A 15525-nucleotide genomic window follows, 5' to 3' on the forward strand; every position below is an offset into this window, starting at 1 on the left:
CTAAGCTAAGCTTTTTTGCTTTTTTCCTATTATATTTTGTTGTTGAATAGGAAGGCGCAGTAATTGAGAAAGCTGTTGTTTTTCCTTATAGTCAGTTGGAAACATATATATATGTTGTACTATTAGTTCTTTAAGAATTCTAAAGCAAACTGGATTACTTCTTAATTGATCCGCTGTATTAGAAATTTTTGACATATCTAGCTTTTTATTAAAATGTAGATGAATGCACTGGTTTAATAAAATTAAAGCCGGTGTTTCATTTTCTTCTTTAATATTATCATAAACTTCTAAAGCTTCTTTCGATCCGATCGAAGCTGCTATTTTTCTTATTACTGCTTGCATAACATTATATGTTAAATGTGTATAAGCATTTTCAGCATACTTTTCTATTTCTTTATTTGAAAGACTAGGGTTTTCAGCTAATTGTTGTGAAATTAACTGAACTATTTCTTTTTTAGCAATATCAGTAACCTGAATAAAATATTGTAAAAACCTTAACCCTGATTTAATACTTTTTATTGCTAAATCATTTAATGCTCTTCTTTTTAATGAAGCGTGTCTATTTCTGATAATTTGGCCAGAAATTTCCATCCCTTTAAAAGCCTTATTAATATTCGCTAATATATCTTTAGAAACATCTACATAATTTGCTTCAAGTTTATTAATTTCATGATTACCTGATCTTTCAGCTAGATCCAAATTTTCATTATGTTTATCACGCTCACTTTGAACAACTCTTTGTTCAATTATTATTTCAGGAATTTGTTTCATAAACTCATCCATAAATTTAAGCTGGGATTTTTCTAAAGAAGCCTCCTCATTAAAATCAAATAGTGACTGCATTATATTATTTATTTTGTCAAGAACCCATGCATCTTTAGTATGATGTGTTATAAAAATAAGAATGTTTGCAAAGTCTTCACGATGCATATTATCTATTAAGTAATCCACTTTTACTTTAGCTTCTTCATCCTCTGAAAATGATTCAGCAATTTTCTTACCTACAAAAAAATAGAATATATATGGATATTTAAATCCTGTATAAATACCATTTTTCATTAATATTGAATGTCCTACTAATTTCTTAAGAATTATTTCTTTATCTATATTTAGAAATTCTTTTTGATAATAAGAAAAAAATTCTTCAAGTTCATAAGCATTTAAATCTGATTCTTTAACAAATATTCTCCATGCTAATTCTGTTAATACATTTAAATACTTATCATATTCTCTTTCATTTATTTTTGCATTCTCAAATGACTGGTAAATTAATTGTTGATAACAATGACCATGGGAAGATAGCTCTAAATTTAAGTTTTTATGAGCTTCAAACATTTGAAGCATCATTAATATATATATTGGCTTTGATGGAACAATATTTCTTTTAACAATAGTATTAAGTCGTTCTTTTAAATCATCACATCTTTCATATAAATATTTTTCTTGAATAGTTTCTTCAATACCTAACGAAACCCATTTTTGAATTAGTTTTTCTCTTTTCTTATGCCCTAAGCCTAATATCTCTGCCTTTGTAAAATTTAAAAGAGGTGGTATATCATTAATCATTAATAAATATGAAATTTGAGATGTATAAATTTTCTTTATAAAAATTTTATTAAATTCACTTAAAAGTATATTGCGATATTTAGGATTTAAACCGATTTGATCAACATTATCTAATAATAAAATTGCTTTATTAGAATTAATATAATCATCAAAACTTAAATTGTTATATTGTTTTTTTAACTGTTTCTTAATTATTTCTTCCGTATTAGATTTTTTAATTTCCGCTGCACTTATATATAAAGGTAAAAAACCCTTAATAAGTTGATCTCTGTAATGATATTTTAGAAGTGATGATTTACCCTGTTGCTCTTCCGCTACAATTAATATTTCATCCCATTTTCTTAATACATCTCCTGAGTCATGATAAAATTTTAATTCATCCCCTATATTTTCATTTTTTATCTCTACATCAGGGGTAATAAAGATTTGATCTAATCCTATTTTTGTAACATTTCTATGGGTTAGAGTTATTTCAGTATCATTTAACCAATTTTCAATATCTGTAGTTATACCGATATTCTCTTCAGAATCTATAATTTTATTAGTTTTCATAATCTCGACTGGCTGAAAAGTAGTAATTACAGTATTAAGACCTTGCACTACATCCAACCAAGCCTCATCTGCATCATCCCATTTAGTAATAGGCTTTGCATCTGTTGGTAATGCTTGAAGCTCTGATAAATCAGAGTTCTTATTCCACATACTAGGTCTAAGAATTACTGGTATAAGTTGTGCTTTACCTTCCTTGTGCATTTTTAATGCGGTTTGTGCTTCTACTTCTATACAATAGTCTGAATCTAGAAAACTAGAACTAATTAAAAAAAGAATAATTGTGGAATTTTGTAAATTTTCTGATATTTCATTTTCCCAATTTGTGCCTGGTACTAATTTTCTATCGTTCCATTCTTCAATCAAACCAGTTCTTACTAAGGGAGATAAATGCTCTGTTAATGCATTCTTATGATCTTCATCTTTATGTGCATAACTAATAAAAATTTTAGCCACTAAACTACCCTCAACCCCATAAAAATATTGTTAAATTTTTCATCTATTCTATAGTATTTTTAGGCTTTGTTGCACAAACCTATCTGTAAAGGGTTTTTCAGCGATAGGCTTTTTGCACAAAGATTTGAAATGCAAAGCGCCCCTAATTGAGCTAAATTTAAGGCGTAACTTGGGTAAGTGGGCGACCTAATTCCGTAAATCTGTTAAGGACTGCTACACGTGCATGGATCTCATTCACTTGGCTATCAAAACTCCTTGCACTGAGTTTATCTCCTAATAATTTGATGCAATGCATCTTAGTTTCAACCAAACTTCGCCGATGATAGCCTGACCATTTTTTCCATAGTGTCCTGCCTAAACGTTTAATTGTTCGAAGTAATTCATTTCGCTCTAGCGAGCTACTCTTTGTATCTTTCCATGGTTTCGCATTTTTTCTAGGTGGAATCACCGCATGCGCTTGCCGATCTGCAATGACCTGACGGCATTGCTTGGTGTCATAAGCTCCATCGGTATAAACAGAGTTAATCTGCTCATCTTGTGGAATCTGATTAAGTAAATCACCAAGCACCTGTGAATCACTGACATTATTGGTTTTAAGCTGAACTGCTCGTATTTGTAGGGTTTTAGCATCTATACCAATATGAAGTTTACGCCATTGGCGACGATATTCAGATCCATGTTTCTTGCGTTTCCATTCGCCCTCACCTAGAAACTTCATGCCTGTAGAGTCCATGAGTAGATGCAGCCCATCACTACTTTTTTGGTAGCTGATTACAATATCAATATGCTTTTGTCTTCTACAAAGCGTGGTGTAATCTGGAGCTATCCAATTTAATCCGCAAAGTTTAATCAGACTTTGCACAAAGCCAGTGACCTTACGTAAAGACAGACGGAATAAAGATTTAATCATTAAGCAGCATTGGATGGCTGCGTCGGAGTAGGTTTGATTTCGCCCTTGTTTGCCTTTTGATGGCGCATACCATTGCGTAGCAGGATCAAACCAAATGGCAATATTTCCGCGATTCATGAGTGCTCGGTTATATGCGGGCCAATTGGTTGTGCGGTAGATTTTGTGTGCAGGCTTCTTCATTTGAAAATTATATCGCTGAAAAACCCTTTACAGATAGGTTTGTGCAACAAAGCCATTTATGAAAAATATGGTAAAGCAGTTCAATATCTTCAAGTACCGCAACAATTGTGTTAACCGAATGCCCTCTGTTTCTCAAATAAATCATCGTATAAAGATTTGGGTATGTTAGAGGGAGACCATTACTATCAATTAAGACAGCAAATCTTTCCCCACTATTCATGACAAATCTTTTAACTGAAAGCATAAATTTTACAAAAAGTCTAAGTATTAAATATATTAAATCATAATAAAAAAAAGTTTACAGAACTATTTTAGTATCTGTAAACTTTCTCTGTAACCTACTAAATATAAAGATAAATTTTATAAACTTTACAAAAATATATCTCTAGTGTGTCTCAGAACGGTAGATCGTCATCTAAGTCTGCTGGTGCTGGTGCTGGTGTCGGTGCAGGCTGTTGTTTCGGCGCAAAACCACCCGGGTTATTGTTGCCGTAGCTATTGCCTTGAGCCGGTTGATTATTACCATAACCACCTTGGTTGCCGTAGCCGCCTTGGTTTTGGTTATTATTATAACCACCTTGATTGTTGTTAAAACGTGGTTGATTAAATTCACCACCACCTTGACCTTGCTCACCTTGTTGACGAGCTGAATCTAGCATTTGCATTTGTTCGCCACGAATTTCTGTAGTGTAACGCTCTTGACCATTTTGATCCGTCCATTGACGGGTACGCAATGATCCCTCAATGTAAACTTTAGAACCTTTACGTAAAAATTGCTGAGCGATTTCGCCTAAACGGTTGTGCAACACAATACGATGCCATTCCGTTTGCTCTTTACGCTCACCAGTATTTTTATCTACCCAAGAATCACTAGTAGCTATTGAAAACTGTGTAAGTGAACCACCATTTGGGAAACTTTTGGTCTCAGGGTCTTTTCCTAAACTGCCAATCAGAATGACCTTGTTAACCGAACCTCTAGCCATGATAACCTCTTAATTTCAATACATTTAACACTTAACTGAACACACCATATTTATCGTGAAGCATAAGGCTATCAGTCTTCCTTAAAACTTCCTTTCATGGAAATGACTTTAGAACATTCTATCTCATTTTTCATTTTTTGAATTTGTTCTTTTGCAAACTCCATTTTCGGTTTTCCATGATGCTTTGCTTCAAAACTCTTTATTGTTTTATACAACTCTGGATGCCCTCTCCCTAAAAGTGGTGAATTCAATAAGAAAGCTAATATATACAAATTTAACTCTAAATCTTGTATTTGATTTTCATCATTCCGATGAGCTGTATTTTCAAAACTATTTTCTATTTCAACCATTTGAATCAAAAGTTGATTATTTTTCTCTTCAAGCTCTGTGATCCTCAATTTGAGCTCTTTATTTGTTTCAATTGATGTCTTTTTTTTACTGAAGTCATTTTTCGGCAGATTAGCAATCTTTGTATTTATCTCATCTATCAAAGTTCCATGGATAGGTTCTTTAGTAACAGCATTTTTTGCATATAACGTAGTTTTTCCTACTGGAGACCCATCTTCATATTTAGCATTGGCAATAATTTTAGCGTGAGTAATTTTTTTTTCACCATTAGCAACTAATTGGTTCAATGATTCTCTTACTGCTTTTTGGAATCTATCCTTACTATTCACCAAAAGTTATCTCTCTCTAAGACCTATCAGTTACTTCAAGTTATCTTTTATAGTATGCAACTATACTTTTTATTAACTGAAAATATATGCCTATTATAGCATTAAGTTGCTGCATGCCAGTTATTAGCTAAGATATGGTCTCTAATATTTTTTCGGCTTTTTTTAAAAAATTTTTTGAACTCTCAACAAGCTGTACATTTTTGCTTAATTCAACAACTTCTTGATGTAATTCAATTCTTTTTTCCCAATATGGTTTACGAGAATTATCTGTAGCAAAGTTCGGGCAATTCATACATATTGAGTCTTTTCTTTTAACAGGATCTAAACCTATCCCTTCAGTTCGACATAAAGCATTTTGCAAACTTGTATGATTTATAAAACAAAATCCATCAGCATGAGCTACCACACGTAAACCAGTATCTATTATGATTTCATCTATATGATCCGCAATACTCATAACATCAAGCAAGGTAGATTTCGCTTGAATAATGCGACTGTATCTTTCTAAAGTCTTACCCATTTTTCCTGCTACAACAATTTTCTTTTGAAAAGCTCTATTCAACAAATCAAAAGCTAAATCTTGCTCATTTTTCCCCATAAATTCCCAGACTTCTTCATCATCAGTATATTTCTGAGTAAAATTTAAACTATTATGTTTTAACATTAATCTTAATTCTTCAAGGTCACCAATTTCATACCTCCAAGTCCACAGCATCGAATATGCTCGCCTAAACATATGTGGTCTTATCTCAACTCTATTAAATTTCGCAGAATCTGCAAAATATCTTAAAACCACATACAAACCATTTGTCGAGAGATAGAAACTCTTTTTTCCTTGTCCATTTGCAGAATGACCAAAAGGCAATTTTAATAAAATAGTTTCTAATCCAGACTTTACTCTTGTGTATTTAGTTAATTCTAAGATCACGTTTAAAGCATCTTTAACTTCTTGAATGACTGCTCTTTCTGTTTTTTTCCCTGTGATTGTTTTTGCTGTTTTCATTTCTAAACCAACAAGAATATCAAGATCATTATTCAGCATATTGATAACATCATCCTCTCTTGTAAGAGACAATTCATGTTTTCTTTCAGCAAGTAAGATTAGTATTATTGTTATTGCTGCTCCATATAAGGCACGCACCTGCATTTGTACTTCACTAGTTTTAACCCCCATTAACTTATGAAACCGTACATTCAATGATGTATGAGCTACAGAAGTATCAGAATGCATTTCCATATATTTATCAAAAAGATGTAATATATTTTTAGACTCTTTTACTAATTTTAAAGCATGGTTTAGTAATCCAAATATTTCTTGAGGATACAATGTCGGCGTATGACCATTTTCAATTGAATAAGCTTTAGCTAAAGCTGTTACTTTTTTTGATTTAAATGGATTAAATGTAAAAGATTCACTCAAATATTCTCGATGAGTATAAGCATGTGAAATTACAATTAATTTATTCAAGACTGTACCTTCAGTCAGATTTTTTGAGGCAATATACTCTATAAAAGATGTTATATCTTCTTGTTTTACTTCAGATAAAGAAAAACATTTTCTTTCAAAACATAACCACTCATATAATTCTCGAATAGAACGACTAAAATTAGCTAAGGAAGTAGTGGTCTTACATTTATTGGTAGGGGCATTCATTATCCAATAAGCTAATTCCTTAGCAGCACTTTTCCAATAATCCCACCTATTAAAAATCCCAATGTATTGATTAGTATCAAAAATGTTCCAATTAACCGTATATTTTGAATTATCATCCGAATGAATATGAGGTTTTAACTTCCAAACATCATCTTCATAGTTATTTAATAACCAGGGTGTATGTCTTTGGACTAGTTCTTCATCCCTTTCAACAGCATTATTATTTTTTATAGAAAAAATGTGATCTCTAGACTGTTCCATTATAAATTTTCTTTAAGATAGTGGTGGAAGTTTAATTTGCTTAGCTAATTCCAAAGCATGTTTTTTATCTACCTCTAGCACCATGGCTATTAAGCTTTGAAACTTTACTAATCTTGGTATCCAATAATTTTCCCATCTTAGAAGATTGTCAAATTTTAACTCATCTTCAGCTTCTAGAATTGCCTGTTCCCACGCAATCCATTCTGCAATTACTTCATGATCTTTAAACCATATTCTTTTTGCTTCACAGTTGAGCCACTGATCAGCAGGCTCATCAAATTCTTTATTCTTTGTTTTATTCTTATGCTCCCTATCTCCATTTAAAGCGTTATCAACTAAGTAACGCTGGAACTCTTTTGATTTATTTAATAGGATTGAATTGGTATGGACACGTTCAGTATAAATTGCCGTAGTAGTAGAATGAGCATGATTCAATAATTTTTGAATTGAAAGTAGACTAGTTCCACTTAATCTTTCAATCAAAGCTATAGTTGGTCTAAAGTTTTTCCCCGTGCAATTCCCTTGTACTAAAGGAAAAATTGAAGGTGCTTCAGTTGCTAAATCTGCTAAAAATCTCTTAATAACATTAGTCACAGTTGATGGGTCTAATGTTCGAATATATTTATTATTATTAGGAGTAAATTGTAAGAATAGAGGGATATTTTTTTCAGTCAAAATAACTTTAATCTCCTCTCTATCATCCAAAGTCTTTAGAACATCCAACATTCTTTGAGCATGACTCCTACAACAAGAAATTAGTGGATCAGATTCATTTACATCTCTATATAAAGCGTTTCCTCTAAATTTTCCTAGATAAACGTTAACCTTCTCTTTGTTTGTACTTAATTTAAAACTATTTAGATAACAATAAAATGCTACAGAATCAACATTTGGAGCTAATTCTGGATGAGACAGCAACCCTACTATAAAAGGAGCTAAAGTATCAGGATGAGGGAAAAATGCAGCTCTAACTCGATTAGGTGTCCATTCTCTATATTTAAGGTAATCTACTATACCTTTTGGCCATTGAGTTGAATCAGGTAGAATACGTCCATAATGTACAAAAAGAACCGATAGAGCTAACTCGATACTTCGTGGGTCTCTCTCTTCAGAATTAAAATAATAATCTTTAAGTTCCTTAAATTTATTCTGTTCAACTAAAGACAGATTACTAATTGCTTTATTTAAAAGCTCCAAATCTCCAGTATATTTTTCAGCACCCTTAAATAAATTTTTAACTCTGCTAGTTTTCCAATTTATAGAACGAAAGAAGTCTTCCATACCTTTAGGCCAGCATTTGACTGCTGGAATATTGTTCCCAAATTTGGAATATAATATTTGAAGAGCCTCACTTAATGTTCGCTCAGGAATCTGAAAATCCCTATTAAAATCATGCACCTTACTTATTTTATCCAAGTTAAATTTATTTATATTATCAATAATTTCTTGTACTTTATCCCAATCTTTCTCCCATTTATGTATATCCTCGATAGCTTTAGCATGTATTAAATCAATTGAAGTTAAGCAATAACTTAAAGTCTTAGCTTCTAAAGAAGCTAACGAAAAAAAACTACTAATCTCTTCAATATCTAATTTATCGAAATTATCATCATTCTCTATATAATTCCGCGCTATATCAGCAAATGAAGGTATTGGCTTTTTTTCTATGTTCTCAAAATTTGGGGGAACAATAAAATCATCAATAATTTCTTTTGAAATTAAATAGTTAATAAAATTACATGCTATTGAATATTTTTGCCACTTAGTAGATAAAGTAATATCAGGATTAGCATCCAATTGATTCTTATAAAAGGTCATTGTTTTCTTATCAATTTTTGTTGAAAATTTAGAAACAATCATCAAAAAATATTTTAATATTAGGAACTGCTTGCTAGGTGCACGCCTGCCCTGAAGATAAGACTTAATTCCCGAAACTATTTCATAAAAATTATCTAATGTACTCAAGCCACTAAGATCATAGTATTTATTTCCAACTTTTATTTCTGCTTTTGGAAAATCTACAATTGGGTCACTTTTAGATTTTTTTAGAAAAATAGGGCTACGTTGTAACTTACTCATCGATACCCTCTCCCTCTAAATGAAGACGAGCTGTGTAAATATCGAGAGTAGATTCATGCTTATGTCTCGTAAGTAATTTCACGACTTGCTGAGGATTACTAATATGATCCGCTTTTGAAAAACCTTTTGATTGGTTGGTAGCAAAACGATGTCTTAATCCATGTGTCCATACATGTTGGTCTTCTGCGAGCTCTCCACTCTTCACGACCTGATGCCAAGCTGACTTAATTTGATTTGAAAGCGTTCGTGGATGAAGCGCTTGACCAGTTTTTAAGGAAAGAAATATTTCTTTAGCTGGATCGTATATTTCTTTTTCTAAAGATGCTTTTTGTCTAAATTTTTTGATAATCTCCTGTCTTTCAAAATCTATATAGTCTCGGGTTCTTTTCAATAAATCAGAATTAACAGGAATTGAATTTCGCTTCCCCCCCTTCGTCACAATTAAATAAATATAAAGATTTTCCTCATCTATCCTACTTCTTTCTATTCTCTCTCTAGTAGGGATTTGATCAATGTTTAAGGAACAAATCTCATGAGCACGTAGTCCAGCCTTTAGCGCCCAATCCACCATTAAACTAAAACGAGTTTCGAGCCTATTAGATTTGAAATGATTTACTGCTAATACTTTACAAATCCATTCTTCTTTAGGTGCAAGCTTAAGTGGAGACTTTTTCTTAGCAAAATGCTTAATCAATGGGTGAGTAACAGAATCTTCATCTGAAATTATTTGGATTTTGAAAGAAGAAGTAGGACCAATTAAATTTTTACAGTACCCGTTATCTTCACACCAAACTAAAAAATGAATAACAGTAGTTAAAATTTGTGAAATATAAACAGGGGAATTCTGATTTCTCTCTAGTATTTGATATGCATATGCTTCTAACCAAACATCATTAATATGATCAAAGGATGCTTCTGGATTTTCAACTTCGAGTTGAGAGAAAAAATCACATAAGTGTTTACTATACGTATGAAGTGTATTTTCACTCCACACTATCCTATGTGAAAGAAAATATTTTAGAACAAGACGATTGAGAATATGATGTATATTTAAAATTACAGGAAATTTCTTATAAGTAGTCTTACCAAGTGTTACTTCAGCTAACTTATCAATATATGCCATATATACACCTTCTCTTCTCCTATCGAACTACTTTGCTAGAGTATGTTCTATAGGAAATAGTATAAATGAATACATAGCATTCTTATAGTAAAATGTTAGAGTAAAAGATTAATGAGTAATAATGACCTTATTTACACCACGCATCAGACGTATTCTTCCTATTTGTTTCTATTATTTACTTTATAAGAGTTATGGTTAAATGGCTACCTCTTTCCCTAACAAGTGCGTTAAATGTTGTCGCGCAGATTCATCCATCTGCTGCTTATCCACTTTTACATAAGCCACTTGTTGGTCAGACATCACCACAACTTCTTCAATACCACGAATTGCTAAAAGCTGAGAAGTCCATTCATCCGTTTCTTTATCTTCAGGCAAACTGAAAACCATAGACGATAAATAACGCGGCTGAGCCAACCCAAAACTAATGATCAACCATAAAATGGCTAGCCCTGTCAGGATGCCCCATCCCATTGCCGTATCATTTAGCAACAGAAGTTGCCCACCAATCATACCACCAAAAAATGCCCCCAGAAACTGACTGCTGGCGTTCACCCCCATGGCAGTCGCTTTGGATTGAATTGGAGCTGCTTTCGATAACCATGACGGTAATAATGCTTCCATCACATTAAATGCAATAAAGAATAAACCTAAGCCTGTCAGCAAAATATATTTTGATTCGAAACCAAAAATTAAGATGCCCAATCCTAAAATAATGCCACCAATGGCGGTCAAGAAAATGCCACGCATTTTGCGATATTTTTCCGCCAAAATAATACTTGGAAATGCAAAAAACAGGCTCACGACCAAAAGCGGCAAATACACCAGACCATGTGAATGTAATGGAATATTGGCAAAGTCAATCAACTGAGACGGCACATAGATAAACATCGCTGTGAGCAGTAAATGCAATGAAAAGACTGAAACATGTAAACGATTTAGATCAGGCATTTTCAGTACTTGCTTTAACTGCGTCAGATAACCTTGTTGAAAATTTTTATGATGACGCGTTACTTTCGGTACCAATAGCAACATCGCAATCGCGGCAAGTCCCATGATGGTGGTCACCCAAAATAAACCCGAGATGCCGACTAAACCTGTGAGCCAAGGCCCAAGGCTGAACGCGACCACAAAGGACAAACCGATACTCATCCCCATCATCGCCATAGCTTTTGTACGCTGTTCTTCACGTGTGACATCGGCTAACAAGGCCATCACCACCGCTGACACAGCGCCACCACCGGCTATCGCACGCCCGATAATTACGCCATAGATACTATCGGACATTGCAGCAATTGCACCGCCTAAAGCAAACAACAGCAGCCCGATCACCACCAACGGTTTACGGCTATAACGGTCTGCAATCAAACTAAACGGAATCTGTAAAATTGCTTGGGTCAAGCCATAGACACCCACCGCTAAACCAATGAGTGCCGGTGTTGCCCCTGCATATTGCTGACCTGCCACAGAGAAAACAGGAATAATCATGAACAGCCCCAGCATACGTAAGGCGAAAATACTACTCAAAGCAAAAGTTGAGCGTCGTTCAAGAGCATTCATCATAGCTGGTTAAAAATTCATTAATCTTGGAATGGGATTATAGGACATTCAGCTTAAAGCGAAGCAGGATTTTTATTGATTTTAAATATCCTGATGATTGGACAAATAAAAAGCGCAGCTGACGCTGCGCTTTTTGGGAGATTTTAGGCAAATTTAAATTAGCCTAGATTTTCTTGACGCTTTTTATATTGAATTGAGGCAATCACAGCCCAAACAATAAATGCCACACCAATTAGACCCGTTACCACTTCAGGGACATGAAGACCTGTGCCACTCGCCAACATAATGAAGGCCAAAGCACCAATCGCATAATGCGCACCATGTTCAAGGAAGATATAAGCATCTAACGTGCCTTTATCCACTAAGTAAATGGTCATTGAACGCACGAACATAGCACCAATAGCAAGACCGAGCATAATGATTACCACATCAGAGGTAATCGCAAATGCACCAATCACACCATCAAAACTGAATGAGGCATCGAGTACTTCAAGGTAAAGGAAACCACCAAAACCTGCTTTGATCACGCCCGTCGGTACGCCATTTGCGTCATGTCCAACCGCATTACCGTTTTCATCGACTTCAGGTTCGCCACCCAATAAATGACTCAGTACTTGGACACCGATATATACCACGATCCCCCAAATACCCGCCATCACTACCGCTAAACGAGAAGCTTCAGCCACGTTTGCTGCCATTACCAATAACGCAATTAGGGCAATAAACACGGACATCGCAGGAACGTTTGCAAGATTAGCTAAACGGCGCTCTAACCAACGGAACCAATGGGTATCTTTCCCTTCATCTAAGAAGAAGTTCAGGAACACCAATAATAAGAAAGCACCACCAAAGGCCGCAATTTCTGCATGATGGGCCATCAATTTAGCTGAATACTGAATTGGATCATTCAACGCCAATTGCACCACTTCCATTGCACCCATGTCTGCAGTAACAGCCACGATCACAATTGGGAAAATCAGACGCATACCAAAGACAGCAATCACGATCCCGACGGTTAAGAAAATCATTTTCCAAAAATGATCCCAACCACGGAGTACAGATGCATTGACAACGGCATTGTCAAAAGACAAAGACACTTCCATCACCGCTAAAATGGCAGTGATGGTCAGTGCTGTCAGCATGGCTTGCACGCCTGCATTTGGGCCATGATTCAGCCCCCAATATGCAGAAATAGCAAGACACACGATCGTAAAGACGATTGAGAAACCAAAATGTTTCATCATGATAGATCGACCTATTCATTCAATAAGATTTCAAAATGAGGGAATACCCAGTTTGAAGCTAAGTTTATGGCGCAATTATGCCGCTTTTCAGGATTGAAACCAAAAATTATTCGTTACATTTTGAATAAACACTCTAAGATGGAGTCTCTCAATTACATCGCATCATGGTGTAGACCCGTCTTTCATTTTTAACGACAGGAATGTTCAATGCGTTTTTCTGAAGAAGTTTGGCAACGTAATACCGCGTTATATCAGCAGATACTCCATCTACCGTTTAATCAGGAATTGGCTCAGGGCAGCTTAAGCCGCGACGCCTTTTGTCACTATGTCATTCAGGATGCCCATTATTTATTGGCCTATGGTCGTGCACTTGCAGTGTGTGCAGCCAAGGCATTTGATGCCGACGATGTGATTCAGTTTTCTGAAGCGGCAAAAATTGCCATCGTGGTGGAACGCAGTCTGCACAATGACTTTATGCAAGGTTTCAACATCAGCAAAGAACAGTTTGAAAATACCCCACTGACCCTTGCCTGCCATCATTACACTTCATTTCTAACAGCGACAGCATGGTCAGAAAGTTACCCTGTGGTCCTTGCCTCACTCCTGCCTTGCTTTTGGATCTATGCGGAAGTCGGCAAAGCCATTGTAAGCCAATCTGTGCCAAATAACCCTTACCAAGCATGGATCGACACCTACTCAGGTGAAGACTTCAATACTGCTGTACAAAACGTGATTCAAACCATTGATCGAGTGGCAGCCCGCTGCGATGCAGATACACTTGAAAAAATGCATGCGGCTTATACGAACGGCGCAAAATTAGAATGGATGTTCTGGGACAGCGCGTATCAACAGCGGACATGGCCCGTTGAATAAACCTTTGATTAAATTGTATAAAAATTTAAGGATCTAAAATTACTTTTAGATCCTTTTTTTAATACGGTTGGATTTGGTGTTTAGAATGACCTTGCAAGATCATTCAGTGTATTAGCGTTTAAAACGATACCATCCGAGGAAAATCCCCATCGCGATAATCACCAAAAAAATCGCAAAACGTGCTTCACGCAATTCACTGCGCGCTGCTTTGCGTTCCTGCATTTCTTCTGAATGAAATTGTGATTTGATCATCGGATCAAGTTGAGCAATGGCCAATAAATCTTTGGGCTTTTCACCTTTACCTAAAATCAGATACAGCCCTTTCACCTGCATTTCATTGAGTTTACCCAGTTCAATATTCAGTTGAGTTGCTTGTGCATTATAGTCAGGCACCCAATCTTCGACGCGGGCATATACATGGGCACGACTGGTATCAAAGATTGATGCATCCTGCACTTTCTTGCCCGTTTGATCTTCCAGTTGCTCACTCAAATCGGAAAATTGGGACAGTACATAGTCTTTTTTCTGTGCCAACTGCACGCCGTCAAAAGCATACTCTTGTATTTTTTGTGCAGGATTATTTTTCAATAATAAGCCTTGGGGAACGACTTTAAAGTCCAATACGGTATTGTCAGGGACTTGGTTGGTTTGTAGCACCATATATACCACAGACCATAGCTGTTCATTTTGCGCGACCGCAGGCACGCTCACGCTATAACGCTGCTCGGCTACCGGGTCAATAAACTGTTCAAACGCGAGGATTTGACTGTCTTCAGCCCACAGGATTTGGCTTGAAAACATGAGGCAGATGATCACCCAAAATTGTTTTAACATTATTTGCTCTTATCATGATTATTTGCTGTTCTGTCAGAATTATAATTAAATATTCAAATACTTACATTTAAAATCACACATTTAACGATTGGAAATTCATCATAATTTTAGCCAAATCTATAGTTTTATAAATGATCTGAATCAGTACCGATATTGGCTTTGCTGCTTACTGAAAACTCTGCCATGCATAAATTAAAACAGCCGCAGCAAGTACCCAACTCAACGTTGCTACACTCAAACATGCCGTTAAACTCATACGTGTTGCGAGCAGGTACACCATCAACAAATAAATGAAATATGGGATGAGAGACCAGAGTCCAAACAGTGCTGTTTTTTGTAATGCGGCTGCACCCTGATCATTTGCAACAATGACATGAGCAATCAACGCAAAAGTCGGAAACAATGGAACCAAACCTGCAATATAAAACGCCTTACTTTTAGACAGCAAAGCAATTAATACCACAACAAAGGCACCCATTAAGCTTTTGAGAAATAAGGACAACATGGCATTCTAAAGTTTCGAGAAAACTGCATTTTACGCCTTTTCTGCGATAGTGCTGAGGTTTTCCAATGGATTGT

At 35.2% G+C, this 15525-nt stretch carries 12 protein-coding genes and 1 pseudogene; 1 reads left to right on the forward strand and 12 read right to left on the reverse strand.

Going from position 1 to position 15525, the window contains the following annotated elements:
- The 10 genes and pseudogenes from LXF01_RS15500 to LXF01_RS15545 all read right to left on the reverse strand — a co-directional run bounded on the left by LXF01_RS15500 (nucleotide 1) and on the right by LXF01_RS15545 (nucleotide 13239).
- Nucleotides 1-2571: an NACHT domain-containing protein gene (locus tag LXF01_RS15500; RefSeq protein WP_233944676.1), complete on the reverse strand. Its 2571-nt coding sequence runs from the start codon at nucleotides 2569-2571 to the stop codon at nucleotides 1-3.
- Nucleotides 2572-2728: 157 nt separating this feature from the next.
- Nucleotides 2729-3661 carry an IS5 family transposase gene (locus LXF01_RS15505; protein WP_180024592.1) on the reverse strand — a complete coding sequence of 311 codons (933 nt, stop codon included), beginning with the start codon at nucleotides 3659-3661 and terminating at the stop codon, nucleotides 2729-2731.
- Between the two features lie 55 nt (nucleotides 3662-3716).
- Nucleotides 3717-3905 (reverse strand): annotated as a pseudogene (locus tag LXF01_RS15510) (site-specific integrase); the annotation flags it as partial.
- Nucleotides 3906-4056: 151 nt separating this feature from the next.
- Entirely contained in the window at nucleotides 4057-4644 is a 588-nt protein-coding gene (ssb, locus tag LXF01_RS15515; RefSeq protein WP_087554243.1) for a single-stranded DNA-binding protein, read from the reverse strand.
- A 71-nt stretch (nucleotides 4645-4715) separates the two neighbouring features.
- Nucleotides 4716-5321, reverse strand: coding sequence for a hypothetical protein (locus LXF01_RS15520; protein ID WP_228130655.1), 606 nt, complete (start codon nucleotides 5319-5321; stop codon nucleotides 4716-4718).
- 127 nt (nucleotides 5322-5448) lie between these two features.
- Nucleotides 5449-7236 (reverse strand): site-specific integrase, encoded by a 1788-nt coding sequence (locus LXF01_RS15525; RefSeq protein ID WP_151838364.1) that lies wholly within the window; start codon nucleotides 7234-7236, stop codon nucleotides 5449-5451.
- Between the two features lie 12 nt (nucleotides 7237-7248).
- Nucleotides 7249-9315, reverse strand: coding sequence for a motility associated factor glycosyltransferase family protein (locus LXF01_RS15530; RefSeq protein WP_180024593.1), 2067 nt, complete (start codon nucleotides 9313-9315; stop codon nucleotides 7249-7251).
- Complete coding sequence (locus LXF01_RS15535; protein WP_151838363.1) at nucleotides 9308-10438, reverse strand: tyrosine-type recombinase/integrase; 1131 nt, start codon at nucleotides 10436-10438, stop codon at nucleotides 9308-9310. Before LXF01_RS15535 ends, LXF01_RS15530 begins: the two co-directional genes overlap by 8 nt.
- Before the next feature lie 195 nt (nucleotides 10439-10633).
- The gene (locus tag LXF01_RS15540; RefSeq protein WP_111884498.1) at nucleotides 10634-11998 is read right to left on the reverse strand and encodes an MFS transporter; all 1365 of its coding nucleotides are present in this window, start codon (nucleotides 11996-11998) and stop codon (nucleotides 10634-10636) included.
- 155 nt (nucleotides 11999-12153) lie between these two features.
- The gene (locus LXF01_RS15545) at nucleotides 12154-13239 is read right to left on the reverse strand and encodes a DUF475 domain-containing protein (protein ID WP_180024594.1); all 1086 of its coding nucleotides are present in this window, start codon (nucleotides 13237-13239) and stop codon (nucleotides 12154-12156) included.
- 207 nt (nucleotides 13240-13446) lie between these two features.
- Here LXF01_RS15545 and tenA point away from each other — a divergent pair, with 207 nt between their 5' ends.
- Nucleotides 13447-14112 (forward strand): thiaminase II, encoded by a 666-nt coding sequence (gene tenA / locus LXF01_RS15550; protein ID WP_078190526.1) that lies wholly within the window; start codon nucleotides 13447-13449, stop codon nucleotides 14110-14112.
- 111 nt (nucleotides 14113-14223) lie between these two features.
- Here tenA and LXF01_RS15555 read toward each other — a convergent pair whose 3' ends face one another.
- Complete coding sequence (locus tag LXF01_RS15555; protein WP_180024595.1) at nucleotides 14224-14946, reverse strand: hypothetical protein; 723 nt, start codon at nucleotides 14944-14946, stop codon at nucleotides 14224-14226.
- 166 nt (nucleotides 14947-15112) lie between these two features.
- A complete protein-coding gene (locus tag LXF01_RS15560) occupies nucleotides 15113-15451 on the reverse strand; it encodes a GlpM family protein (RefSeq protein WP_078190528.1) in 339 nt (112 codons plus the stop codon).
- Between the last annotated feature and the right edge of the window lie 74 nt (nucleotides 15452-15525).

Source organism: Acinetobacter sp. SH20PTE14 (genome assembly GCF_021391555.1).
Lineage (GTDB): Bacteria > Pseudomonadota > Gammaproteobacteria > Pseudomonadales > Moraxellaceae > Acinetobacter > Acinetobacter amyesii.

What these genes read in the sequence shown, in the direction of transcription:
- LXF01_RS15555 (WP_180024595.1), bottom strand. Translation starts at nt 14,946, where the DNA reads ATGTTAAAACAATTTTGGGTGATCATCTGCCTCATGTTTTCAAGCCAA.
- LXF01_RS15505 (WP_180024592.1), bottom strand. Translation starts at nt 3,661, where the DNA reads ATGAAGAAGCCTGCACACAAAATCTACCGCACAACCAATTGGCCCGCA.
- ssb (WP_087554243.1), bottom strand. Translation starts at nt 4,644, where the DNA reads ATGGCTAGAGGTTCGGTTAACAAGGTCATTCTGATTGGCAGTTTAGGA.
- LXF01_RS15535 (WP_151838363.1), bottom strand. Translation starts at nt 10,438, where the DNA reads ATGGCATATATTGATAAGTTAGCTGAAGTAACACTTGGTAAGACTACT.
- LXF01_RS15540 (WP_111884498.1), bottom strand. Translation starts at nt 11,998, where the DNA reads ATGATGAATGCTCTTGAACGACGCTCAACTTTTGCTTTGAGTAGTATT.
- LXF01_RS15530 (WP_180024593.1), bottom strand. Translation starts at nt 9,315, where the DNA reads ATGAGTAAGTTACAACGTAGCCCTATTTTTCTAAAAAAATCTAAAAGT.
- tenA (WP_078190526.1), top strand. Translation starts at nt 13,447, where the DNA reads ATGCGTTTTTCTGAAGAAGTTTGGCAACGTAATACCGCGTTATATCAG.
- LXF01_RS15525 (WP_151838364.1), bottom strand. Translation starts at nt 7,236, where the DNA reads ATGGAACAGTCTAGAGATCACATTTTTTCTATAAAAAATAATAATGCT.
- LXF01_RS15545 (WP_180024594.1), bottom strand. Translation starts at nt 13,239, where the DNA reads ATGATGAAACATTTTGGTTTCTCAATCGTCTTTACGATCGTGTGTCTT.
- LXF01_RS15560 (WP_078190528.1), bottom strand. Translation starts at nt 15,451, where the DNA reads ATGTTGTCCTTATTTCTCAAAAGCTTAATGGGTGCCTTTGTTGTGGTA.